Origin of the sequence: Microbacterium sp. CFBP 8794 (assembly GCF_014841235.1) — a bacterium.
GTDB lineage: Bacteria > Actinomycetota > Actinomycetes > Actinomycetales > Microbacteriaceae > Microbacterium.
Genome location: NZ_JACYTT010000005.1, coordinates 44,807 through 68,604, shown reverse-complemented (window position 1 = coordinate 68,604; position 23,798 = coordinate 44,807). Strand labels below are relative to the sequence as shown.

Here is a 23,798-nt window from a genome sequence, read left to right as displayed (position 1 = left end):
AGCCGCCGAAGACGCACGCGATTGACGAGGACGCACGGGATGGGCGTCGAAGCCGTGCGGCCTCGACAATCGCATGCGGTCTCGGCGCCGGTCGGTGCCGGGCGCGCGGGTCCGGGGCCGCCGGGCGCGGGTCAGCGGCTGCGACGCATCGCGGCGCCGCGGGCCTGTACGGCGAGCGCGAGCACCAGCGTCGCCGCTCCCCAGGCGGCGGCGACCTTCACCAGCACACCGTAGATGAGGTGGGTCGGGGTGTAGCCCGCGTCGAAGCCGCCCGCGACAGCGAGCGCAACGATGGACGCGACGACCAGGGCGGCCGGCAGCGACAGCCACCACGCGACGCGCACGGCATCCGGAAGCACGCGGCGCACGGGCGTCGCCGCGCGCCGCGACCACCACCACAGCCCGAACGCCGCAAGACCCGCCAGCCCGAACACCCCCGAGCCGTACTGCAGCCACTTCACGCCGAGCAGCGGCCCCCACTGCTGCTCCAGCACGGGCAGCAGCGCCTCGCCCGCCCGTCCCTCGTGCGTGAAGAAGTCCCAGACGACGTGCGTGACCACACCGATCGTGAGCGAGAGCACGAGCCACACGATGCCGCGCACTCCCCCGCTCAGCGTCTCGCGGGCGGCGGCGCGAGCCCCGGCATCCCACCCGTCGGGAAGACGGTCCGCGACGACGCGGGGAGTCAGCTCCCGCGTCGCGGGGCGCAGGACGCACCTCCACACCAGCAGCAGCACGAACGCCATGACCACCGTCACCGGTAGCCACGCGAGATCGTGCGTCACCGCGTACGGGGGCACGATCCCGCGCAGGAACAGCGGAAGGTCGGGCGTCATCGCGCCGATCGCGATGGCCGCCGGCACGAGCGGTGTGCGCAGGAACGGCAGCGCGACGACGGCGTGACTGACCGTGAACGGCATGTCAGTCGAGGAACAGGCCGGCGAGCGTCTTCTTGCCGCGGCGCAGCACCGACACTCCACCCGGGAGCGTCCCCTCGACGACGGCGTCGTCGGAGGTCACCTTCTGGCCGTCGAGCGACACCCCGCCCTGAGCGATCGCGCGGCGGGCCTCGCTGAGGCTGCCCGACAGCTCGGTGGCGGTGAGCGCCTCGACCACGGTCGTGCCCCGGGCGACGGTCGCGTGCGGCAGCTCCTCGAGGGCGGTGCGCAGCACGGCGGCGTCGAGGGCCGTCACGTCACCCTGACCGAACAGGGCCTCGGTGGCGGCGATGACGGCCTCGGTCGCCTCGGCGCCGTGCACGGTCGTGACGACCTCGCGGGCGAGACGCTTCTGCGCCGCGCGCCGGAAGGGCTCGGCCTCCACCTGGGCGGCGTACTCCTCGATCTCGGCGCGCGTGAGGAACGTGAACACCTTGAGGCGCTCGAGCACGTCGCGGTCGTCGGTGTTGAGCCAGAACTGGTACATCGCCCACGGGCTGCACATCTCGGCATCCAGCCAGATGGCGTTGCCCTCGCTCTTGCCGAACTTCGTGCCGTCGCTGTTGGTGATCAGCGGCGTGCCGATCGCGTGCACCGAGGCGCCCTCGGCGCGACGCACCAGGTCGGTGCCGCTGGTGAGGTTTCCCCACTGGTCGCTGCCGCCGGTCTGCAGCACGCAGCCGTAGGCGCGGTACAGCTCGAGGTAGTCGAGCCCCTGCAGGATCTGGTAGCTGAACTCGGTGTAGCTGATGCCCGCCTCGGAGTTCAGGCGCGCGCTCACCGCGTCTTTCTTGAGCATCGTGCCGACGCGGAAGTACTTGCCGATCTCGCGCAGGAAGTCGATGGCGCTCAGCGGCGCCGTCCAGTCGAGATTGTTGACGATGCGGGCGGCGCTGTCGCCCTCGAAGCTCAGGAAGCGCTCGACCTGCGCCCGCAGGCTGGCGACCCACTCGGCGACGGTCTCGCGCGTGTTGAGCGTGCGCTCGGCCGTGGGGCGCGGGTCGCCCACCAGACCGGTGGAGCCGCCGACGAGGCCCAGCGGGCGGTGACCGGCGAGCTGCAGGCGACGCATCGTGAGCAGCTGCACGAGGTTGCCCAGGTGCAGGCTCGGCGCGGTCGGGTCGAAGCCGCAGTAGAACACGATCGGGTCTCCGCCGAGCAGTTCGCGCAGCTCGCCCTCGTCGGTCGACACGTGGATCAGCCCCCGATAGACCAGCTCGTCCCAGACGTTGTCGAAGGTCGGGTCGTTGGCGGGGGTGAGGGCGCTCACGGGCGCCGCGTCGATCGGTGCAGACACCGGCCCAGGGTATCAGCGGGGTCGTGGGGCTCCGGATGCCGAGACCCCGCCGCCGCCGCGCTCGCCCCGCGTACCGCGCGATCGCCCCCTGCCGCTCGGTCCGCGCGCGGCCGCACGCTGCCGTCAGCCCGCGTGCACGCCCCACCACACGAGGAACGCCGCCGCCAACGACGTGACCCAGCTCACGAGGCTGCCGATCAGGAAGTACTCCGCGCGGTCTCCCCCGTCGCCGTCGCGCGAGATCTCGGGGAAGCGCACGATGCCCTTCGCGGCGAGCACCGCGGCGATGAGCGTGTACGCCCCGGCGAGCGTCAGCACGAAGACCAGGATGCGCTCCAGCGGTCCGATGAGGCGTCCGCCCTTGAGCGTCGGCGTCGCCGTCTCGTCGGGGGCGACGCGGCCACCCATCTCGGAGCGGAGCGCGATGCGCACGACCGCGTTGCCGGACTCGAGCAGGAACACCAGGCACCCGACGACCAGCACGATCACGTCGACCGACACGGCGTCGGCCGGTCGGTAGGTGGTCCACATCTCGCCCAACATGCCGGGGCGGACGCGGCCCGGGGCGATGACCACGCAGGCCGCCGCGGCGAGCGCCAGCAGGGCCACGGGCCAGAGGCCCGCGCGCGCGGGACCGTGCTCGGGCACGACCCACGTCCAGATCGCGGCGACGGCGACGGCGAGCAGGCCCGCGATCACGGCATCCAGTCCCGCCGACACCACGACGAGCGCCACCGCCGCCGCCGCGAAGGCGATCCAGCGGCGGGAACGGATCATCTGGCGCACCAGGTCGACCGACCCGACGGCCAGCAGCAGGAGTCCCGCGGCGATCACGAGCGCGCTCCGCGGGTGAGGGCGGCGAAGCCCTCGATGATCGCGGCGGAGCCGGCGGAGGCCAGGGCCTGCGAGACGGCCGACTGGCTGACGCCCTCGGTCTCGGCCAGGTCTCGCTGCGAGCGGCCCAGGCATCGGCCGTAGGTGAGGCGGCGCGTGCGTTCGCTCATCGTCGAGACCAGTTGGTCGCGGCTGAGCGCGTAGGCGTTGGCGAGCGAGATGGTGTCGACCATGGCGGCATCCTCTCCCTCGGCGGCCTCGATCCACGTGCGCGCGAACGGCGCGGCGCGTTGCTGCAGTCGTGCGGTTCTCTCGATCGCGGCGCGGGCCGCCCACCAGGCCGGCCCTTCGGGCACGGTGCGTCCGTCGAGCTCGATGGGTCGCACCGCGCCGACTCCCACGCCGAAGCGGCAGTCGATCCCGTCGGGGAGCGCCAGACGCACGAGCAGCAGCGACGCGAGGGCGTCGCCGAGTCGGTCGTACTCCCCCTGCAGTTCATCGCCCACGACGGCCGCGAGGGGCTGCCTCGCGACCGGCAGGTCGCGGTCGGCGTCGCCGACGACCCGCGCGATGCGTCGCTGTGCGGCGGCGCGGTCGGCGAGCTGCCTCGAGGCGACGATGTCGGCGATCACGGCGATACTCATGACATAAGCGTATCGCTTATCTTTACGGTTTGATAAGCGAAAAGCTGATACTCAGTCGATGAGTGTGCGAGCGGCGGCCTGCGCGCGCGAGACGAGCTCGTGACGCTGCTCGCTCACGCGTGCGGGCGCCGTTCCCCCCACGCCCGTGCGGCTCGACACCGACCCCTCGATCGAGAGCACCTCGCGCACCGCCGGAGTGAGACGGGGCGAGACCGAGGCCAGCAGAGCGTCATCGGCGTCTTCGAGGCCGATCTCGCGCTCCTCGCAGGCGCGCACGAGCTCCCCCGAGATCTCATGCGCGTCGCGGAAGGCCACGCCCTGACGCACGAGCCACTCGGCCACGTCGGTCGCGAGCGAGAACCCCTGGGGGGCGAGCTCGGCCATGCGCTCGGTGTGGAACCGCAGCGTCGCGATCATGCCCGAGAAGGCCGGCAGCACGAGCTCGAGCGTGCGCACCGAGTCGAACACGGGCTCCTTGTCTTCTTGCAGGTCGCGGTTGTACGCGAGCGGAAGACCCTTGAGAGTGGCCAGCAGGCCCGACAGGTTGCCGATCATGCGGCCGGCCTTGCCGCGCGCGAGTTCGGCGATGTCGGGGTTCTTCTTCTGCGGCATGATGCTCGAGCCCGTCGAGTAGGCGTCGTCGAGCGTGACGAAGCCGAACTCGCGCGTGTTCCACAGGATGACGTCTTCGGACAGCCGCGACAGGTCGACGCCGATCATGGCGGTGATGAACGCGAACTCGGCCACGACGTCGCGCGACGCGGTGCCGTCGAGGGAGTTCTCGGCCGGTCGGGCCAGGCCCAGGTGATCGGCGACCAGCTGCGGGTCGAGGCCCAGGGTCGCGCCGGCGAGCGCCCCGCCGCCGTAGGGCGACACCGACGCGCGCACCGACCAGTCGCGGAGGCGTTCGATGCCGCGCGTGAAGGCCCAGCCGTAGGCCTGCAGGTGGTGGGCCAGCAGCACCGGCTGCGCGTGCTGCAGGTGGGTGCGGCCCGGCATGATCGCGGTGTCGTGCGCCTCGGCCTGGGCGACGAGCGCGTCGATGAGGCGCAGCACCTCGCGGGTGATCGTGCGCGCGTGGTCGAGCAGGTACAGCCGCACGAGGGTGGCGATCTGGTCGTTGCGACTGCGGCCGGCGCGGAGCTTGCCCCCGAGCGCGGGCCCCACGGTCTCGATGAGCACGCGTTCGAGGGCGCCGTGCACGTCTTCGTCGCCGGGAGCAGCGATCAGGGTGCCCGCGCGCAGGCGCACGGCCAGGTCGTCGAGACCGGCGTGCATGGCCGCGGCCTCATCAGCGTCGAGGTAGCCCGCCGCCTCGAGGGCGGCGGTGTGCGCGTGCGAGCCCGCGATGTCGTACAGGGCGAGGTCCCAGTCGAAGTGCGTGGAACGGCTGAGGGCCGCCAGCTCGGGAGAGGGTCCGCCCGAGAAACGGGCCCCCCACAGGGCGCCCTCGTTCGTCGACTGACCGCTCTCGTGACTCATGCCCCCAGCCTACCGAGGCGTCTCAGCGAACCGCGGCCGGGGTCGTGGCATCCCGGCCCACGACGAAGCGCACCACGGCGTCGATGAGCGCCTCGAGAGGCCCGCGCCCCACCGTCAGCGCCCACGCGGTGCACCCCACGACCAGGCCGAGGGTCAGCGGCCCGAAGAGGCCCAGGGCGCGGATCCCCCACAGGTCCGACGTGTCGCCCAGCACCGCGAGAGCGACGAACGCCCACACGACCAGCTGCAGCGCGTAGGCCGTGAGCGGCATGGAGCCGACGGCGCGGAGCGGGATCGCGAGCCACCGCACCGGCGTCCGGCACAGCAGCAGGCACAGCCCGATCGTCGCGATCGCGAAACCGCCCGATCCGATGACCTCCCACAGCCCCGCCGAGTGGTCCTCGGCGGTGAGGACGGTGGACAGGTACCGATCGCCGGCGACCGCGGGTTCCGTCACCAGCGCCAGGCCGTAGCCCGCGAGCATGAGGGCACCACCCGACAGCAGCATCAGGGTCTGCTCGGGCAGCAGACGCAGGTCGAGGCGGCCGAGCCCCATGCCCGCCAGCAGGAACGCGATCCATACCGGGAACGGGTAGTTCCAGCCGAGCGCGGCGGAGATCTCTTCGCCGAACCGGCCGCTCCAGAGGGGGGCCGCATCGAGCACGGGTTGGATCCACGGCATGACGAGGGCGACGGCCCCCGCCGTGAGGAACAGCCCGCGCGGACGCATTCCCAGGAACGGCAGCGACAGCGCGAACAGCAGCGCGTACGCGGGAAGGATCACGTACACCGGCACCCCGGTGAACACCAGCAGCATGCCGATCACCCACAGCAGCGCCCCGCGCAGTGCCAATCGCGCGGCCGCGCGAGCGCGCCGGGGTCCCTCGAGCGGACGGGGACCGCCGGTCACCAGCGCGATCGACACGCCCGCCAGCACCGCGAAGAGGATGGACGAGCGCCCGTTGACCACGTCGAGCCACGACGACGGGTCGCGCGCGACGAAGTCCTCGGTGTCGAGCAGGTGCGCGGCCAGCATGCCCAGGACCGCGAGGCCCCGGGCCAGGTCGACACCGATCAGCCGCCCCGGCCCGTCGAAGCGGGTCCAGGTGCGGCCGATCCGCGTGGTCAGCCCTGGCGCAGAAGCCACACCAGCAACGCCTTCTGGGCGTGGAGCCGGTTCTCGGCCTCGTCCCACACCACGCTCTGGCGACCGTCGATGACCTCGGCGTCGACCTCGTAGCCGCGGTCGGCGGGCAGGCAGTGGATGAAGATCGCCCCCTCGTCGGCGCGCGTCATGAGCTCGCTCGTGACCTTGAAGTCGCCCAGGTCGCGGATGCGCGCGAGCTTCTCTTCTTCTTTGCCCATCGACACCCACGTGTCGGTGACGACGACGTCGGCTCCGGATGCCGCGGCCTCGGGGTCGCTGGTGAGCGTCACCGATCCGCCGGTGGTGGCGGCGATGCGCTCGGCATCGGCGATGACGTCGGCGCGGGGCGCGTAGTCGGCGGGAGCTGCGACACGGACGTGCATTCCGGCCGTGACGCCGGCGAGCACGTACGAGTGGGCCATGTTGCTCTGCCCGTCGCCGAAGAACGACAGCGTCAGCCCCGCGAGCTCGCCCTTGTGCTCACGGATGGTCAGCAGGTCGGCGAGCAGCTGGCACGGGTGGAAGTCGTCGCTCAGCGCGTTGACCACCGGAACGCGCGTGCCGCGCGCCATCTCTTCGAGGCCCGCTTGCGCGTAGGTGCGCCAGACGATCGCCGCGACCTGACGCTCCAGCACGCGGGCGGTGTCGGAGGGGGTCTCCTTGCCGCCGAGCTGGCTGTTCGCCGTCGAGATGATGAGCGGCGAGCCGCCCAGGTCGGCGATGCCCACGGCGAACGACACGCGCGTGCGGGTCGACGACTTGTCGAAGATCACCGCGACGGTCTGGGGGCCGGCGAGCGGCTTCTGCGCCCAGCGGTCCTTCTTCAGCTCGATGGCGAGATCGAGGATCTCGGCCTGTTCGGCCGGGCTCAGGTCGTCGTCGCGCAGCAGGTGGCGGGTCACGCGGGGGCTCCTTCGAGGATGAGGGCGTCGGAAACGGTGGCGAGCGCGGCGCCGAAGAGCGAGAGGAACTCGGCCACTTCTGCATCGCCGATCGTGAGGGGCGGCGCGATGCGGATGGTGTCGTCGTTCGCCGCGTTGATGATGAGACCGTGCTGCTGGGCAGCCGCGACGACGGCCTTTGCGACCGGGCTGGTGAGACCGATGCCGAGCAGCAGGCCACGCCCGCGGACGCCGGCGACCAGGGGCGAGCCGAGCCCGGCGATACCCTCGCGCAGTTCGGTCTCGCGGCGTGCGGCGTTCTCGACGAGGCCGGACGACTCGATCTCGTGCAGGACCGCTCCGCCGACGGCGGTCCCCAGCGCGTTGCCGCCGAAGGTCGAGCCGTGCGTACCGGGGAAGAACAGGTCGCTGGCCGCCCCGAAGGTGATGAGCGCGCCGATCGGGAAACCGCCGCCGATGCCCTTGGCCACGGTGATGGCATCCGGCACGATCCCGGAGTGCTGGAAGCCGAACCAGGCACCGGTACGGCCGGCGCCCGTCTGGATCTCGTCGATGATCAGCAGCGCGCCGTGGCGGGCGGTGATCTCGCGGGCCGCCTGCAGGTAGCCCTCGGGCAGCTCGACGACCCCGGCCTCGCCCTGGATGGGCTCGACGAGCAGGGCTGCGACACGGTCATCGACAGCGCTCTCCAGCGCCTCGATCGTGGCGTCGATGTGCTCGACCCCCGGGACCATGGGCAGGAAGTCGGCCTGCAGCGCGGGCTTGCCGGTGAGCGCGAGGGCACCCATGGTGCGCCCGTGGAAGCCGCCCTTGAGCGTCAGGATGCGGGTGCGCTCGGTGCCACGACCGTGCAGACGCGCGAGCTTGAGCGCCGCCTCGTTCGCCTCGGCACCCGAGTTGCCGAAGTACACCCGGCCCGATTCGCCCGTGCCCGCGAGACGCTTCAGACGCGCGGCGAGCGCGAGCTGCGGCGGCGTGGCGAAGTAGTTCGACACGTGCGCCAGTGTGGATGCCTGGGCGGTCAGCGCCTCGACGAAGGTGGGGTGCGCGTGACCGAGGGCGTTGACGGCGATTCCGGCCAGGAAGTCGAGGTACTTCGTGTCGTCGGCGTCCCAGACGTAGGCCCCCTCGCCGCGCACGAACAGTGCCATGCGGTCGCCGAAGCTGCGGACGAGGTCGCGTCCGGCGTCTTCCTGCCAGGTTGCGGTGGTCATGCCACCACCTCCGTTCCGATTCCCTTGCTGGTGAACAGTTCGACGAGCACCGAGTGCGGCACACGACCGTCGATGATGGCCGCGGAGGGCACTCCCCCGTCGACCGCGTCGAGGCAGGCCTGCATCTTGGGGATCATGCCCGATTCCAGACGCGGCACCATCTCGCGCAGCTCGGTCGAGGTCAGGTGCGACACGAGCGAGTCGCGGTTGGGCCAGTCGGCGTAGAGGCCGGGCACGTCGGTCAGCACCACGAGCTTCTTGGCGTTCAACGCCACCGCGAGCGCCGCGGCCGCGGCATCCGCGTTCACGTTCAACGACGCGCCGGGGTGGTCGAGGTCGGGCGCGATGCTCGAGACGATGGGCACGCGGCCCGCGGCGAGGTGATCGAGCACCGGCTGCGGGTCGACCGTGACGACATCGCCCACGCGGCCCAGGTCGTGCTCGACGCCGTCGACGACCACACCGCGACGACGACCGCCGAACAGGCCGGCATCCTCACCGCTCAGTCCGGTGGCCAGTGGTCCGTGGGCGTTGACCTTCGCGACGAGCTGCGGGTTGATCTGCCCCGTCAGCACCATGCGCACGACGCCGATGGCCTCGGTGGAGGTCACGCGGTAGCCGCCGCGGAACTCGCTCGGAATGTCGAGGCGGTCGAGCATCGACGAGATCTGAGGTCCGCCACCGTGCACGACGACCGGCTTCACCCCGACGTAACGCAGGTAGGCGATGTCGGCCGCGAAAGCGTCCTGCAGCTCGTCGCTGACCATCGCGTTTCCGCCGTACTTCACCACCACGACCTGGTCGCGGTACTTGCGCACCCACGGCAGCGACTCGACGAGCGTGACCGCCCGGTCACTGGCCTGGGCGGGATCGGTGTCTTGAAGGTCGATGTGTGTCATGAGGAGTAGGCGCTGTTCTCGTGGACGTAATCGTGCGTCAGGTCGTTGGTGCGGATCGTGGCCTCGGCCGAGCCGGCACGGAGGTCGACGACGAGGTCGAGCGCGCGCGGGGTGAGGTCGACGTCTTCGCGAGGGCGGTCGGGGCCACCCGCGGTGCACACGCGCACGCCGTTCATCCAGACGTCGACGTCGTACGGGTCGAACCGGGCCGAGGTCGTGCCGATCGCCGCGAGGACCCGCCCCCAGTTGGGATCGTTGCCGAACACGGCGGCCTTGAACAGGTTGTTGCGCGCGATGGACCGGCCCACCTCGACGGCCTCGTCCTCGGAGGCGGCCTGGGTCACCCGGATCGTGATGTCGTGACTCGCCCCCTCGGCGTCGCCCTGCAGCTGCGCGGCGAGGTCGTCGCACACCGCGGCCAGCGCCGTGGCGAACTGATCGGCGGGCACACGGATGCCACTGGCCCCGCTGGCGAGCAGCGTCACCTGGTCGTTGGTCGACATGCAGCCGTCGGAATCCAGACGATCGAAGCTCACGCGCGTGGCCGCCCGCAGAGCCGCGTCGGCTTCGTCGGCGTCGAGCACGACGTCGGTGGTGACGACGACGAGCATGGTGGCGAGGCCCGGAGCCAGCATGCCGGCGCCCTTCGCCATCGCGCCGATGCTCCATCCGTCGCCGACGTGCACGGCGCGCTTGGGGCGGGAGTCGGTGGTCATGATCGCCAGCGACGCGTCTTCTCCCCCGTCGGTCGAGAGAGTGGCGATACCCGTGTCGACACCGGCGAGCACCTTGGCGCGGAAGACCTCGTCGCCCGTGCCGATCAACCCGGTCGAGCAGACCACCACGTCTCCGGCGCCGACACCCAGCAGCTCGGCGGCACGCTCGGCGGTCTGGTGCGTCGTCTGGAACCCGAATGCGCCCGTGAAGCAGTTCGCCCCGCCCGAGTTGAGCACGACGGCCTCGATGACGCCGTCCTTCACGACCTGCTCCGACCAGAGGATCGGATTGGCCTTGGCACGGTTCGACGTGAAGACGGCCGCACCGACCTTGAGAGGGCCGCGGTTCACGACGACGGCGACATCGCGCGCACCGGTCGACTTCAGGCCTACAGCGACTCCGGCTGCCTCGAATCCTGCGGGGACGGTCACGCTCACGGGGCGACTCCGTTCAAGGGGAGGGCGGTGGTCTCGGCGAGGCCCAGCGCGATGTTCATGGATTGCACGGCGGCACCGGCGGTGCCCTTGACGAGGTTGTCGACGGCGGCGACCACGACCACGCGGTTCGCCGCGCGGTCGATGGCGAGACCCAGCGAGGCGACGTTGGCGCCGAGCACGTCGGCGGTGCGCGGGAACACACCCTCGGGAAGCAGCTCGACGAAGTTCTCGTCGGCATAGGCCTGCTCCCACGCGGCGCGGATCTCGGCATCCGAGACCCCCTCACGGATCGGGGCCGACGACGTCGCGAGGATCCCGCGCGCCATGGGAACCAGGACGGGGGTGAACGAGATGCGGATGCTGGCGGCGGGCGTCCCCGCGGCGGCCAGCGCCTGGCGGATCTCGGGGATGTGACGATGTGTGCCGCCGACGGCATATGGGTTGGCGGTCCCGAGGATCTCGCTCGCGAGGAGGTTCGTCTTGGCCGACTTTCCTGCCCCGCTCGGGCCCACCGCGAGCACCGAGACGATGTCGCCGGGCTCGATGACCCCCGCCGCGATCCCCGGCGCGAGCGAGAGGGCGACGGTCGAGGCATTGCATCCCGGAGCGGCGATACGTGCGGCGCCCCGCAGCAGCTCACGCTGCTTGCGGCCCCCGACGGGCAGCTCGGGAACGCCGTAGGCCCACGGCTCGGGGTGCGCTCCGCCATAGAACTCCGCCCAGTCGTCCGGCGAGGTCAGGCGGTGGTCGGCACCCGCGTCGATGACGAGCGGGGTGTCGGCAAGCGCGTCGGTGTACTGCGCGGACTGGCCGTGCGGGAGGGCGAGGAAGACGACGTCGTGACCGGCGAGCACCTCGGGTGTCGTCGGCTTCAGTTCGAGATGCGCGAGAGAGCGCAGGTGCGGCTGATGGGCGACGAGGGGCTGGCCGGCACTGGAGTGCGCCGTGACCGTTCGCACCTGGACGTCGGGATGATCGGCCAGCAGACGGAGGATCTCGCCGCCCGCGTAGCCGGAAGCGCCGGAAACGGCGACCGAGAGGGTCATGTGTCCACCTTAGGAGTCGGGGCTGGTGCTGAACTCAGCGATAACCGGGGCGGCGACGCCCGCATGCCCGACCGTCGGCGGGTTACGAGGTCGCCGAAACTCGGCGTGCGACCCGACGTCGACGCACGGCAACGGGGCTCACGGAGAGCTCCTCGGTGCACACGACGGTCGACGACATGTGGCGAGGTTATCCGCCGCGCCCGGGCGAGGGCAAATCAGCGACCGTATGCACGCCCGCGTGAGAGCAGCGAATGACCGGCCGCGCGAAGGCGTCGCGTTCGCGGAGCCCGCCGAGACGACGAAGCGCCGCGCGGCGTGAACCGGCGGCGCTCCGTTCGATCAGGGCGTCAGTCGCGAATGGCCGCGCCGAAGCGCTTGGCGGCCACCGCGACGCCGGCGAGCTTGGACTCCGTCGCCTCGGCGGCGGTAAGGGTGCGGTCGTCGGCGCGGAAGCGCAGGGCGAACGTCAGGCTCTTCGTGCCGTCGGTCAGCCCGGGGCCGCGGTAGTCGTCGACCAGACGCGCCCCCTCGAGCAGCGGGGCTCCACCCTCGATGAGGGCGGCACGCACCGATCCCGCCGACACCTCGACCGGGACCGTCAGCGAGACGTCCTGCGTCGCCGCCGGGAAGCCCGAGAGCGATGCCGCGACCACGCGCGCCTGCGCCAGCTCGAGCACCGCATCGAGGTCGAGTTCGGCCACGAGCACCCGGCCCGGCAGGTCGGCGTCGGCCGAGACGGCGGGCAGCAGCTCGCCGACGTAGCCGATGTCCTGTCCCGCGGCCAGGACGCGTGCGGTGCGTCCGGGGTGCAGGGCTGCGCGCTGAGCCTGCACGAGCTCGATGTCGAGGCCTGCCGCCGAGGCCAGCACGCGCACGGCGTCGACCGCATCGGCCAGGTCGGCCGCGACGGCCGGCTGCCCGGGCTGCTTGGCGACGGTGTTCCCGGCCAGCAGCACGGCGACGTGTCGGCGCTGCGGCGGGATCGAGGCGTCCAGAGCGGTGAGGGTCGCGGCATCCGGTCGCACCGCCAGCGGCGGAACCGACGCGGTGCCGTACTGCACGCCCGGCTTCGGCAGGAAGACGGTGCCCATCTCGAACAGGGCGAGATCGACGATGCCGCGCGAGACGTTGCGGTGTGCGACCTGCAGCAGGGCGGGCACGAGCGAGCGACGCAGGTACGGCGCGAGACCGTCGAGCGGATTGGCGAGCTTCACGCTCGGCAGCGCGTCACCCGAGGGCGAGCCGTGCAGGGCGTTCTGCTCGTCGGTGGTGAACGGGAACGACGGCGTCTCGACGAAACCGGCCGCGGCCAGGGCGTTCGTCACCCGACGACGACCCTGCTGCGCGGCGGTGAGGCCCCGGCCCGAGGGAGGCGTCGGCAGCACCGAGGGGATGCGGTGGTATCCCTCGATGCGGGCGACCTCTTCGGCCAGTGTCCACTTGTCGGTGAGGTCGTGGCGCCACGAGGGGGCGACGACCGACCAGCCCGACTCGCGCTCGTCGACGGTGCATCCGATGAGCCGGAGCGCCGAGACGATCTCGTCGTCGGTGTACTCGACGCCGATCAAGCCCGAGACGAACCCGGCCGGCAGGGTGATCGCGTCGCGACGGTACGCCGACGAGAGCGAACCGCCGAGCTCTGTGTCGAGCGTGCCGCCGGCGAGCTCCACCATCAGCGACGCGACGCGCTCGGCGGCGACGTACGGCACGAGCGGGTCGACGCCGCGCTCGAAACGCCGCGACGCTTCGGAGGGCAGCTTGTGCCGCCGCGCGGTACGCGCGATCGAGACCTGGTCGAACGTCGCCGCCTCGATCAGCACGTTGCGGGTGGCGTCGCTCATCTCGGTGGGGCCACCGCCCATGACACCGGCCAGGCCGATGGGGCCCGACTCGTCGGTGATGAGCAGATCTTCGGCGTTCAGGGTGCGCACCTGGCCGTCGAGGGTCTCGAGCTTCTCGCCGGGCGCGGCGCGGCGCACCGTGATGCCGCCCTGCAGGCGGTCGAGGTCGTAGCCGTGGATCGGCTGGCCGAGCTCGAGCATGACGTAGTTCGTGATGTCGACCAGCACGCCGAGCGAGCGGATACCGGCGAGCGAGAGCCGCGTGATCATCCACGGCGGAGTCGGACGCGAAGGGTCGACGTCGCGAACGATGCGCGCCACGAACTCGGTGGCGCCGTGACGACCACGGATCGGCGCCTGATCGTCGACGGTGATCGCGAAGCCCGAGGGCGTGCGCGAGACGGCCTCGTCGTGGCCGGCACCGGGGTCGCGGAAGTCGGCACCCGTGGCGTGCGAGTACTCGCGGGCGACCCCGCGCAGCGACAGGGCGTAGCCGCGGTCGGGGGTGACGTTGATCTCGACCGCGAGGTCGTCGAGCCCCAGCAGCGCGATGGCATCCGTTCCCACGGGCGCGTCGATGCCGAGGTCGATCAGACGCAGGATGCCGGAGTGCTCGCTGCCGAGCCCCAGCTCTTTCGCCGAGGCGATCATGCCGTCGGAGACGTGGCCGTAGGTCTTGCGCGCGGCGATGGGGAACGGGCCGGGCAGCACCGAACCGGGCAGGGTGACCACGACCTTGTCGCCCTCGAAGAAGTTGCCGGCACCGCAGACGACACCGCGCACTCCCCCGTTGTCGGCGCCGACGTCGACCTGGCACCAGCGGATGGTCTTGCCGTTGGACTGCGGTTCGGCGGTGAACTCCTTCACCTCGCCGACGACGATCGGGCCCGACAGCTCGAAGCGGTGCACGTCTTCTTCTTCGAATCCGACCGAGACCAACGCCGCGAGGACGTCTTCGGGCGTGGCCGTCGCGGGTACGTCGACGTACTCGCGCAACCAGGAGAGAGGGACGCGCATCAGACCACCATTCCGAACTGCTCGCTGAAGCGCACATCGCCCTCGGCCATGTCGCGCATGTCCTGCACGTCGCTGCGGAACATGAGCGTGCGCTCGATGCCCATGCCGAAGGCGAAGCCCGAGTACTCCTCGGGGTCGATGCCGGCGGCGCGCAGCACATTGGGGTTCACCATTCCGCACCCGCCCCACTCGATCCAGCGCGCCCCGCCCTTGAAGGTGGGGTGCCACAGGTCGAGCTCGGCGCTCGGCTCGGTGAACGGGAAGAAGTTCGCGCGGAAGCGCGTCTTGGCCTCGGGCCCGAACAGCACGCGCGCGGCGTGGTCGAGGGTGCCCTTGAGGTGGGCCATCGTGATGCCCTTGTCGATGACGAGGCCCTCGAACTGCGTGAACACCGGCAGATGCGTCGCGTCGAACTCGTCGGTGCGGTACACGCGGCCGGGGCAGAGCACATAGATCGGCAGATCGCGCTCGAGCATGGAGCGCACCTGCACGGGGCTCGTGTGCGTGCGCAGCACCAGATGCCGCGCGACCGGGTCGACGAAGAACGTGTCCTGCATCTGGCGCGCCGGGTGGTCGACGTCGAAGTTGAGGGCGTCGAAGTTGAACCACTCGTGCTCGAGCTCGGGTCCCTCGGCGATCTCCCATCCCATGCCGACGAAGATGTCGGACACCTGCTCCTGCAGGAGCGAGATCGGATGCCGTGCCCCCACGCGTGCGCGCTGCGGCAGCGCGGTGACGTCGATGCGCTCGGCCTCGAGCTGGGCGGCGGTCTCGGCTTCGGCCAGCTCGGCCTCGCGGGCGGCGAGCGCCTGAGTGACCTGGCCGCGGGCCTGACCCACGAGCTTGCCGAAAGCGGCCTTGTGCTCGGGGGCGACGGCGCGCATCTGGGCGTTCAGTCGCGCGAGGGAGGATTGCTCCCCCGTGTGCGCGGAGCGGGCGGCTTTCAGGTCGGCGGTGGTCGCGGCCGCGGCGATGGCCGCGAGTGCGGCTTCGACGGCGGAGGCGACGGCCTCGGGGGTGATCTCGGGTGCGTCGGACACGAGATGAGAGTCTACCGACGGGCGGGGACACTCCCCCGCCCGTCGGCGGATTCGATCAGACCGACGGACCGCCTCGCTGGGCGACGATGAGCGCCGTGTCGGTGCCGCCCTGCTGCGGGGGCTGCACGGGGGCGGCCACCTGGCCGACGCGCGGCGACCGGCGCAGACGCTTCTCGACCAGGGTCGCCACGTACGACAGCAGCAGGCAGAGCGCGATGTAGATCGCACCGACGATGATCGTCGCCGGGATGATGGGCGAGCCCACGCTCGGCTGCGCACCGATGTACTTCGCGTAGAACAACAGCTCGGGGTACGTGATGATGAAGCCGAGAGCCGTGTCCTTCAGGGTCACGACGAGCTGGGCGATGATGACGGGCATCATCGCGCGGATCGCCTGCGGCAGCAGCACGAGGCGCATGACCCCAGCCTTGCGCAGGCCGACGGCGTAGCCCGCCTCGGCCTGCCCGCTGGGCAGCGACTCCACACCTGCGCGGATGACCTCGGCGAGCACCGAGCCGTTGTAGCAGATGAGGGCGATGACGACGGCCCAGTACGGCTCCATGCGGATGCCGAGGACGGGGAAGCCGTAGTAGAGCAGGAACATGAACACGAGCACCGGGATCGCGCGGAAGACCTCGATCACGGCGGTGAACGGCCAGCGCACCCACTTGTGATCGGACAGGCGGCCGATCGCGAGCACGAAGCCCAGGGCCAGCGCACCGAGGGCGGCCACGACGAAGGCGGCGATGGTACGCATCGTGGCCTCGCCGATCTGCGCCCACACGTTCGTGTAGGTGAACGCCGACCACTTCTGGGCAGTGAACTGACCGGTGTCGGCGAGACGCCAGACGAAGAATCCGATGATGCCGAGCACGACCAGGATCGTGACGACACCGAGGACGCGGTTGCGGGCGACGGCCTTGGGACCGGGGACGTCGTACAGGACGCTGCTCATCGTGCGACCCTCCATCGGTTCTCGAGCGTTCGCTGCAGCCATGACAGCAGCAGGACGAGCGCGACGAAGATGACCATCACCCACAGGATGACGACGAACGCGTTCTCTCCGCGCTCACTGAGGTAGTTGCGGACCGAACCCAGGTTCACGATCGAGAAGCCCGCGGCGACGGTCGTGTTCTTGAGCAGCGCGATGAACACGCTCATCATCGGGGGGATCACGGAACGGAACGCCTGCGGCAGCACGACGAGCGTCATGACCTGGCCGAAGCCCAGGCCGAGCGCTCGAGCGGCCTCGGCCTGACCGACGGGGACGGTGTTCACGCCCGACCGGATCGCCTCGGCGACGTACGTCGCCGTGTAGATGCCGAGGGCGCAGATCCCGAGCGTCAGCGAGACGTCGCCCGTCAGACGCAGCCCCAGGAGCGGGGGCAGCGCGAACACGAACGCGAAGAAGACGAGCGTGAGGGGGGTGTTGCGGATCGCGCTCACATAGAACGTGCCGACACCGCGGGCGATCGGCACGGGCGAGACGCGCATGGCGCCCACGATGAGGCCGAGCACGAGGGCCAGCGCTCCGCCCGCGAAGAACAGCAGAAGGGTTCCGCCGAGCGCCTCGCTCCACACGTCGAGGTTGTCGGTGATGACGCCCATGCGTGCTCCTTATCTTGGTCGGGGGTTCGGGGGCGGTGCGGTGCACCGCCCCCGAACGGATCACTCGTCAGCGGTGGGCTGGTCGCCCTTGATACCGGCGGGCGCGAGGTTCTTCTCGAACAGCGCCGTCCAGACGTCGCCGCCGTCGTTGAACAGGGTGTTGATGTGGTCCTTCAGGACGGTGTCGCCCTTGGGCAGGCCGACGCCGTAGCGCTCCTCGCTGAAGGTGTCGCCAGCGATCTTGAACGCGTCGGGCTCCTGGGCGACGTAACCGGCGAGGATCGCCTGGTCGGTGGTCACCGCGTCGACCGAACCCGCGCGCAGCTGCTCGAGGCACTGCGTGTAGGTGTCGTACTCGACGGTGTCGCCGGGGGCGTACTCGTCGCGGATGCGCTGCAGCGGCGTCGAACCGGTGACCGAGCAGACGATCTTGCCGGCGAGGTCGTCGGGGCCGGTGATGTCTTCGTTGTCGGCGGCGACGAGCAGGCCCTGACCGGTGATCAGGTAGGGGCCGGCGAAGTCGATCTGCGCCTTGCGCTTGTCGGTGATCGAGTAGGTGCCGACGTAGTAGTCGACGTTGCCGTTCACGAGCTCCTGCTCGCGGTTGGCCGAGGGGATCGTCTTGTACTCGATCTGGTCCGCGTCGAAGCCGAGCGAGGCCGCGATCCACTGGGCGATCTCGACGTCGAAGCCGCCGCGCTCGTTGCTGACCGGGTCCTTGAAGCCGAGACCGGGCTGGTCTTCCTTCACACCGACGATGACCTTGTCGGCGGCGACCATGCGGTCGTAGGTGGGGCTGCCGTCGAGCGAGACGTCGGAGGCGACCTCCCACAGCTGCGTCGATTCGGTGCCGCCGTCGGCGCCGGGAGCCGCGCCCGGGGTGCCGCTGTTACAGGCCGTCAGGGCCAGAAGGCCGGCGGCGACGATGCTCGCGCCGGCGAGAAAACGTGTCTTACGCATGTGATGTCTCCTTGGTTACGTGTGCTGTGCGGATAAGGGTCGTCGGTGACGGCGCGCGAGATAGACCGGGGGGAACGGCAACCAGGCGGTCGGCGGGAGAACCTCCTCGTTCATCGCCGTCAAGGGGAAGAGCGTCAGTGGGTGATGAGCTTCGACAGGAAGTCCTTCGCCCGATCGGATTCGGGCTTCGTGAAGAACTGCTCGGGCGTCGCCTGCTCGACGATCTGCCCGTCGGCCATGAACACCACGCGGTTCGCGGCCTTGCGCGCGAAGCCCATCTCGTGCGTCACGACGATCATCGTCATGCCGTCTTTGGCGAGACCGACCATCACGTCGAGCACCTCGTTGATCATCTCGGGGTCGAGCGCCGAGGTGGGCTCGTCGAAGAGCATGACCTTGGGCTTCATGGCCAGGGCGCGGGCGATCGCGACACGCTGCTGCTGACCGCCCGAGAGCTGGGCGGGGAGCTTGTCGGCCTGGTGACCGACGCCCACGCGTTCGAGGAGCGCGCGCGCCTCTTTCTCGGCATCCGCCTTCTTCATCTTGCGGACCTTGAGGGGGCCGAGCGTGACGTTCTCGAGGATCGTGAGATGGGCGAACAGGTTGAACGACTGGAACACCATGCCGACGTCGGCGCGCAGCTCGGCCAGGCCCTTCCCCTCTTTGGGAAGCTCCTTGCCGTCGATGGTGATCGTCCCGCTCGTGATGGTCTCGAGGCGGTTGATGGTGCGGCACAGCGTCGACTTGCCCGAACCCGAGGGTCCGATGACGACGACGACCTCGCCGCGGTCGACGGTGAGGTCGATGTCTTTCAGAGCCTGGAACTGTCCATAGTGCTTCTGGACGTCGCTGACGACGACCAGGGGCTCGGTCTTCGGGGGAACGGATGCCATGTCAACACCCTATGAGGATGCTGGGCGCCCGACCACATTCCGGCGCGCGCCTTAACCGATCTGTAACAGCAGGGGTTCAGCGATCGCGCTGCGCGAACGCCGTCTCGTAGAGGCAGACGCTGGCCGCGGTGGCGAGGTTGAGCGACTCGGCCCGCCCGTAGATCGGCAGCCGCAACGCGATGTCTGCGTGCGCCAACGCCTCGTCGTCGAGACCGCGCGCCTCGTTCCCGAACAGCCATGCCGTGGGTTCGGCGAGCATGTCGCGGGATGCCAGGAAGTCACCGCCTTCGACGTCGGCGGCCACCACCCGCATCCCCGCCTCGTGCACCCGCGCGACGACGTCGGCCAGCTCGAGGTCGACGGCGACGGGCAGGTGGAAGAGCGACCCCGTGGTCGAGCGGACCACCTTGGGGTTGTACGGGTCGACCGTCCGACCGGTCAGGATCACCGCGTCGGCTCCCGCCGCGTCGGCCGCGCGGATGATGGTGCCGAGGTTGCCGGGGTCGCGCACCTCTTCGCAGATGGCGATGAGGCGGGGGCCCGCTGCCAGAACGTCCTTCAGGGCGGTCGGCGACTGGCGGGCCACGGCGACGATGCCCTGCGGCGTGACGGTGTCGGCCATGGCATCCAGGACCGCTTCGGTCGTGTACTGCAGGTCGACGCCCGCGGCCTCGGCGGCCTCGCGCAGGTCGCCGTGCTTCTCGAGGGCTGTCGGGGTCGCGTACATCTCGATCACCGTCTCGGGCGCCCACGCCAACGCCTCGCGGGCCGCCTGCGGTCCCTCGAGGAGGAACAGACCGGTCTCTTGACGGGCGGCGCGCTTGCTGAGTTTTGCCACGGCGCGCACCCGGGGCGAACGGGGGTTCTCGAGCACGTCCTCAGTGTATGGCGTCTGCGGTATGCGCTCCGGACGCCGCGCAGGAACGACGAACGGGCGCCCTCCGAAGAGGACGCCCGTTCGACGAGGAACTGCGTATTACGCGGTCTTCGCGGCGTTGACGTCGCTGGGCAGCGCCGCCTTCGCGGTCGCGACGAGTGAGGCGAACACGGCCGGCTCGTTCACGGCGAGCTCGGCGAGCATACGACGGTCGACCTGCACACCCGCGAGGCCGAGGCCCTGGATGAAGCGGTTGTACGTCATGCCGTTCTGGCGGGACGCCGCGTTGATGCGCTGGATCCACAGACGACGGAAGTCGCCCTTGCGCTTGCGACGGTCACGGTACGCGTAGACGAGGGAGTGGGTGACCTGCTCCTTGGCCTTGCGGTACAGGCGCGAACGCTGACCGCGGTAACCGGACGCGCGCTCGAGGATGACGCGACGCTTCTTGTGGGCGTTTACTGCCCGCTTGACTCTAGCCATTTCTTCTTCTTCCTAACGTGCGTCGGCGCTCAGAGGCCGAGGAGCTTCTTGGCGACCTTGGCGTCACCCTTGGCCAGGACCTGCTCCTGGTTCAGGCGACGGGTGCGCTTGGACGCCTTGCCCTCGAGGTTGTGCCGCATGCCGGCCTGCTGCTTCATGAGCTTGCCGCTGCCGGTCAACTTGAAACGCTTCTTGGCACCGGAGTGGGTCTTCTGCTTCGGCATGTCTCTTCCTTCGTTGTGTTTCCCGCCGGGCGGGAGTCTGGGGGGCCTTACTCGGCGGGGGCCGAGGTGGGCTGGTCTGCGGGAGCCGCGGTGGGCTCGCCCTCGGAGTCCGAGTCGCCACGGGCGGCGCTCCGCGCTGCTTCACGGTTCGCCGTGCGCTGCGCGTTCTGCTCGGTCTTGACCTCGGACTTGTTCTTGTGAGGCGCGACCACCATGACCATGTTGCGACCGTCGATCGTGGGGCTGGACTCCACGGTGCCGAACTCGGCGACGTCTTCCGCGAACTTGCGGAGCAGACGCACGCCCTGGTCGGGACGCGACTGCTCGCGACCACGGAACAGGATCATGGCCTTGACCTTGTCGCCCGCCTGGAGGAAGCCCTCGGCGCGCTTCAGCTTGGTTATGTAGTCGTGCGCTTCGATCTTCAGGCGGAACCGAACCTCTTTGAGCACGGTGTTGGCCTGGTTGCGGCGCGTCTCCTTGGCCTTCTGAGCGGCCTCGTACTTGAACTTGCCGTAATCCATGATCTTGACCACGGGCGGCTTCGAGCTCGGCGCAACCTCGACCAGGTCGAGGTCCGCTTCCTGGGCCAGGCGCAGCGCAGCTTCGATGCGGACGATGCCGACCTGCTCGCCGTTGGGTCCGACGAGACGGACCTCCGGGACTCGGATGCGCTCGTTGGTGCGGGGATCGCTGATGCGGAACTCCTCTTGTCTACGGATGACGGCCGCCGCGATCCAAGGGAATCGCGGGCGAAGAGGAGAAACACGCCACCCGGCACAGTGCTACCAGCACCGGCTTCTGCACCCAGACAACCCCGTGCGAAACGGAGCGGAGTGCGGGAACCCGGTAGCCTGGAGCGGCAAGCGCGGGTGGGATGTCATCCTCTTTCGTCCGGAGTGAAGCACTCCGAAGCCCGCCATAGTCTAGCAGAGAGATTCACGTGGACACGATCCCCCCCGACCAGCCCGCCGACGACAGCGCCGCACACCGCCACGGAGCCGAAGACGAGCGCCTCGCCCGCTGGGAGGAGCAGGAGCGCGCCTCCGCCTCCGCCACCCGCGACATCGCCGACGTCCCCGCCGTCGAAGTCATCACCACCGCCGCCGTGCACCTCATGAGCGCCGCCGCCGTGAAGACCGGCCTGGCCGACAACCCCGCGCAGCAGCTCGACCTCGACGAGGCCCGCAAGCTCATCAACTCCCTCGCCGGCCTCATCACCGCCGGAGCCCCCGAGATCAGCGACATGCACGCCCGCTCCCTGCGCGACGGCCTCCGCTCCCTGCAGCTCGCGTTCCGCGAGGCGTCGGTGATCCCCGACCCCATCGGTAAGGGGCCGGGCGAGAAGTGGACGGGGCCCGTCACGTAGGTCGTTCGTTCTGGGGGTACCGGGCTCCGGGATGCCATCCTCCCGAGGCAAGAACGGGGCCCCTTCCCCGATTGCCTCGGGAGGATGCCATCCTTGCGCCCTGTGCCGCAGGCCGACTCCACCGTGACACCCCCAGGGGTATGGGGCGTTGCCCCTTCCCCGATTGCCTCGGGAGGATGGCATCCCTGCGCCCTGTGCCGCAGGCCGACTCCTCCGTGACACCCGGGAGGTGGGGGGGGCAGCGGCCCCCACCCCGATCGACGACGCCGCCCACTCCCGGCAGGCAGGCTCCCGGAAAAACGCGGGACTCAGGCCTCGGTGCTGCGGTGCAGCTTGACCGTCAGGGAGTCGACGAGCACGGCGATGCGGTCGTCGGCGGCCCAGCGGCGGGCGACGCGGGCGAGCACGGCATCCAGTTCCTCCTGCGCGAGACCCGACATCAGCTGCAGATGCACCACCAGCTCGGGACCGCGCAGGCGTCCGGTCGGGTCTCCCGCCTCGACGGCCAGGTCGAGCACGGCCAGCTCGCCCGAGATGCTCTCCTGCAGGCCGGTGAAGATCGTGGGAGACGTGTGCGCGGGCTCCCACGCCTCGCCCTGTGCGATCGCCCAGACGGCGGGGCGGCGGATGACGAACTCCGTTTCCGACCCCGGATCGACGACGATGAGCTCGGTGTCCTCGGAGGCTGCGGCCAGGGCCGTGCGACGCCCGTCGGCGGGAACCGGTCGGGCCAGGGCGTCCCAGGTCTGCAGCGCCGTCACCGACGTGAACACCGGCAGGACCTTGCGGCCGTCGGGAGCGGCGACCGTCACGATCGACAGCTCCTGCGTCTTGTCGACCTCGAGGCCGTGCGCGCCGATGCCGTGGTCGCCCTTCTCGGCGACGAGCGGGATCAGCAGGCGCGCCTCGCGGTAGGCGTCGACCACCGCACGCGCGTCTCCCTCACCGGCGCGGAACGCCAGAAGAGCTGCGAGTAGGGCGGGGTCGGCAGAACCGTCGTCACCCGAGTGCGGGTTGGACTGGAAGCTGCGTCCCTCCCACGGGACGCCGGCGGAATCCGCGTTCGCGGCATCCGAATGGAGGGCGTCCGTGTGCGGAGCGTGCGCACACTGGTCGTGCCCGTGCGCGCCGTGGCCGTGCGGACCGTCAGTGTCCGGCGACATCCAGTGCCTCAGCGAGCGTGAACTGCCCCGCGTACAGTGCCTTGCCCACGATCGCGCCTTCGACGCCGAGCGGTACCAGGTCGCGCAGCGCCGCGATGTCGTCGAGGCTCGACACCCCGCCCGACGCCACGATCGGCTTCGGGGTGCGCTGCGTCATCTCGCGCAGCAGTTCGATGTTCGGGCCGCGGAGCGTGCCGTCTTTGGTGACGTCGGTGACGACGTAGCGGCTGCAGCCGGCGTCTTCGAGCCGGTCGAGGACGGTCCACAGGTCGCCGCCGTCGCGGGTCCAGCCGCGCGCGGCGAGCGTGGTGCCGCGCACGTCGAGGCCGACGGCGATCGCCTCGCCGTAACGATTGATGACATCGGCGGCCCACTCGGGGTTCTCGAGCGCGGCCGTGCCGAGGTTGATGCGGCTCGCGCCGCTCTCGAGGGCGGCCTCGAGGGAGCGGTCGTCGCGGATGCCGCCCGACAGCTCGACCTGCACGCCCTTGACCTGCTTGATGACCTTGCGCATCACCGCGGCGTTGTTGCCGCGACCGAAGGCGGCGTCGAGGTCGACGAGGTGGATCCACTGCGCGCCCTGGCGTGCGAAGTCCGCGGCGGCGTCGACGGGGTCGCCGTAGCTGGTCTCGGTGCCGGCCTCACCCTGGGTCAGGCGGACGGCTTTGCCGTCGGCCACATCGACCGCGGGAAGCAGGACAAGTTCGGGCGTCGACGCGAAATCGTTCATGGCTCCTCGCACCCGTCAGCGCACTTCGCCGAGCCT

At 70.4% G+C, this 23,798-nt stretch carries 24 protein-coding genes; 1 reads left to right on the top strand and 23 read right to left on the bottom strand.

Going from position 1 to position 23,798, the window contains the following annotated elements; translation table 11 throughout:
- Window positions 1-131: 131 nt before the first annotated feature.
- The 21 genes from IFU19_RS14320 to infC all read right to left on the bottom strand — a co-directional run bounded on the left by IFU19_RS14320 (window position 132) and on the right by infC (window position 21,198).
- On the bottom strand, window positions 132-920 hold the full coding sequence (locus IFU19_RS14320; protein ID WP_192212023.1) for a DUF4184 family protein: 789 nt from the start codon (window positions 918-920) through the stop codon (window positions 132-134).
- A 1-nt stretch (window position 921) separates the two neighbouring features.
- On the bottom strand, window positions 922-2,235 hold the full coding sequence (tyrS, locus tag IFU19_RS14315; protein WP_055937169.1) for a tyrosine--tRNA ligase: 1,314 nt from the start codon (window positions 2,233-2,235) through the stop codon (window positions 922-924).
- A 123-nt stretch (window positions 2,236-2,358) separates the two neighbouring features.
- Complete coding sequence (locus IFU19_RS14310; RefSeq protein WP_191915366.1) at window positions 2,359-3,069, bottom strand: hypothetical protein; 711 nt, start codon at window positions 3,067-3,069, stop codon at window positions 2,359-2,361.
- Window positions 3,066-3,713 carry a SatD family protein gene (locus IFU19_RS14305; RefSeq protein WP_192212022.1) on the bottom strand — a complete coding sequence of 216 codons (648 nt, stop codon included), beginning with the start codon at window positions 3,711-3,713 and terminating at the stop codon, window positions 3,066-3,068. The genes IFU19_RS14310 and IFU19_RS14305 overlap by 4 nt, the downstream gene beginning before the upstream one ends.
- 51 nt (window positions 3,714-3,764) lie before the next feature.
- Window positions 3,765-5,195 (bottom strand): argininosuccinate lyase, encoded by a 1,431-nt coding sequence (gene argH, locus IFU19_RS14300; RefSeq protein WP_191926152.1) that lies wholly within the window; start codon window positions 5,193-5,195, stop codon window positions 3,765-3,767.
- 22 nt (window positions 5,196-5,217) lie between these two features.
- Window positions 5,218-6,342 carry a heparan-alpha-glucosaminide N-acetyltransferase domain-containing protein gene (locus IFU19_RS14295; protein WP_192212021.1) on the bottom strand — a complete coding sequence of 375 codons (1,125 nt, stop codon included), beginning with the start codon at window positions 6,340-6,342 and terminating at the stop codon, window positions 5,218-5,220.
- Window positions 6,321-7,244 (bottom strand): ornithine carbamoyltransferase, encoded by a 924-nt coding sequence (gene argF / locus IFU19_RS14290; protein WP_055835270.1) that lies wholly within the window; start codon window positions 7,242-7,244, stop codon window positions 6,321-6,323. The genes IFU19_RS14295 and argF overlap by 22 nt, the downstream gene beginning before the upstream one ends.
- On the bottom strand, window positions 7,241-8,458 hold the full coding sequence (locus tag IFU19_RS14285; protein ID WP_055835267.1) for an acetylornithine transaminase: 1,218 nt from the start codon (window positions 8,456-8,458) through the stop codon (window positions 7,241-7,243). Before IFU19_RS14285 ends, argF begins: the two co-directional genes overlap by 4 nt.
- Complete coding sequence (gene argB, locus IFU19_RS14280; RefSeq protein WP_055835264.1) at window positions 8,455-9,357, bottom strand: acetylglutamate kinase; 903 nt, start codon at window positions 9,355-9,357, stop codon at window positions 8,455-8,457. Before argB ends, IFU19_RS14285 begins: the two co-directional genes overlap by 4 nt.
- Window positions 9,354-10,511 (bottom strand): bifunctional glutamate N-acetyltransferase/amino-acid acetyltransferase ArgJ, encoded by a 1,158-nt coding sequence (gene argJ, locus IFU19_RS14275; RefSeq protein ID WP_055937151.1) that lies wholly within the window; start codon window positions 10,509-10,511, stop codon window positions 9,354-9,356. Before argJ ends, argB begins: the two co-directional genes overlap by 4 nt.
- Window positions 10,508-11,557: an N-acetyl-gamma-glutamyl-phosphate reductase gene (gene argC / locus IFU19_RS14270; protein WP_192212020.1), complete on the bottom strand. Its 1,050-nt coding sequence runs from the start codon at window positions 11,555-11,557 to the stop codon at window positions 10,508-10,510. Before argC ends, argJ begins: the two co-directional genes overlap by 4 nt.
- Before the next feature lie 347 nt (window positions 11,558-11,904).
- The gene (gene pheT / locus IFU19_RS14265) at window positions 11,905-14,415 is read right to left on the bottom strand and encodes a phenylalanine--tRNA ligase subunit beta (RefSeq protein ID WP_192212019.1); all 2,511 of its coding nucleotides are present in this window, start codon (window positions 14,413-14,415) and stop codon (window positions 11,905-11,907) included.
- The gene (pheS, locus tag IFU19_RS14260) at window positions 14,415-15,455 is read right to left on the bottom strand and encodes a phenylalanine--tRNA ligase subunit alpha (protein WP_055835237.1); all 1,041 of its coding nucleotides are present in this window, start codon (window positions 15,453-15,455) and stop codon (window positions 14,415-14,417) included. The genes pheT and pheS overlap by 1 nt, the downstream gene beginning before the upstream one ends.
- Before the next feature lie 55 nt (window positions 15,456-15,510).
- The gene (locus IFU19_RS14255) at window positions 15,511-16,410 is read right to left on the bottom strand and encodes an amino acid ABC transporter permease (protein WP_191915358.1); all 900 of its coding nucleotides are present in this window, start codon (window positions 16,408-16,410) and stop codon (window positions 15,511-15,513) included.
- Window positions 16,407-17,063 carry an amino acid ABC transporter permease gene (locus IFU19_RS14250; RefSeq protein WP_055835234.1) on the bottom strand — a complete coding sequence of 219 codons (657 nt, stop codon included), beginning with the start codon at window positions 17,061-17,063 and terminating at the stop codon, window positions 16,407-16,409. The genes IFU19_RS14255 and IFU19_RS14250 overlap by 4 nt, the downstream gene beginning before the upstream one ends.
- A gap of 60 nt (window positions 17,064-17,123) precedes the next feature.
- Window positions 17,124-18,023, bottom strand: a complete 900-nt coding sequence (locus tag IFU19_RS14245) for a glutamate ABC transporter substrate-binding protein (RefSeq protein ID WP_055835231.1) — start codon at window positions 18,021-18,023, stop codon at window positions 17,124-17,126.
- Window positions 18,024-18,157: 134 nt separating this feature from the next.
- Window positions 18,158-18,916 (bottom strand): amino acid ABC transporter ATP-binding protein, encoded by a 759-nt coding sequence (locus IFU19_RS14240; protein ID WP_055835228.1) that lies wholly within the window; start codon window positions 18,914-18,916, stop codon window positions 18,158-18,160.
- A 76-nt stretch (window positions 18,917-18,992) separates the two neighbouring features.
- Window positions 18,993-19,790: a TrmH family RNA methyltransferase gene (locus IFU19_RS14235; RefSeq protein WP_055835225.1), complete on the bottom strand. Its 798-nt coding sequence runs from the start codon at window positions 19,788-19,790 to the stop codon at window positions 18,993-18,995.
- 102 nt (window positions 19,791-19,892) lie between these two features.
- Entirely contained in the window at window positions 19,893-20,276 is a 384-nt protein-coding gene (gene rplT, locus IFU19_RS14230; RefSeq protein WP_055835222.1) for a 50S ribosomal protein L20, read from the bottom strand.
- 29 nt (window positions 20,277-20,305) lie between these two features.
- On the bottom strand, window positions 20,306-20,500 hold the full coding sequence (gene rpmI, locus IFU19_RS14225) for a 50S ribosomal protein L35 (RefSeq protein ID WP_055835219.1): 195 nt from the start codon (window positions 20,498-20,500) through the stop codon (window positions 20,306-20,308).
- Between the two features lie 47 nt (window positions 20,501-20,547).
- Window positions 20,548-21,198: a translation initiation factor IF-3 gene (infC, locus tag IFU19_RS14220; RefSeq protein ID WP_374754282.1), complete on the bottom strand. Its 651-nt coding sequence runs from the start codon at window positions 21,196-21,198 to the stop codon at window positions 20,548-20,550.
- 245 nt (window positions 21,199-21,443) lie between these two features.
- Between infC and IFU19_RS14215 the strand changes: the two genes are divergently transcribed.
- On the top strand, window positions 21,444-21,869 hold the full coding sequence (locus tag IFU19_RS14215) for a DUF1844 domain-containing protein (RefSeq protein ID WP_374754276.1): 426 nt from the start codon (window positions 21,444-21,446) through the stop codon (window positions 21,867-21,869).
- Between the two features lie 308 nt (window positions 21,870-22,177).
- Here IFU19_RS14215 and IFU19_RS14210 read toward each other — a convergent pair whose 3' ends face one another.
- Together IFU19_RS14210 and priA are read right to left on the bottom strand one after the other, a co-directional pair.
- The gene (locus IFU19_RS14210) at window positions 22,178-23,032 is read right to left on the bottom strand and encodes an SseB family protein (RefSeq protein WP_192212018.1); all 855 of its coding nucleotides are present in this window, start codon (window positions 23,030-23,032) and stop codon (window positions 22,178-22,180) included.
- Complete coding sequence (gene priA / locus IFU19_RS14205) at window positions 23,016-23,762, bottom strand: bifunctional 1-(5-phosphoribosyl)-5-((5-phosphoribosylamino)methylideneamino)imidazole-4-carboxamide isomerase/phosphoribosylanthranilate isomerase PriA (RefSeq protein WP_055835208.1); 747 nt, start codon at window positions 23,760-23,762, stop codon at window positions 23,016-23,018. Before priA ends, IFU19_RS14210 begins: the two co-directional genes overlap by 17 nt.
- Between the last annotated feature and the right edge of the window lie 36 nt (window positions 23,763-23,798).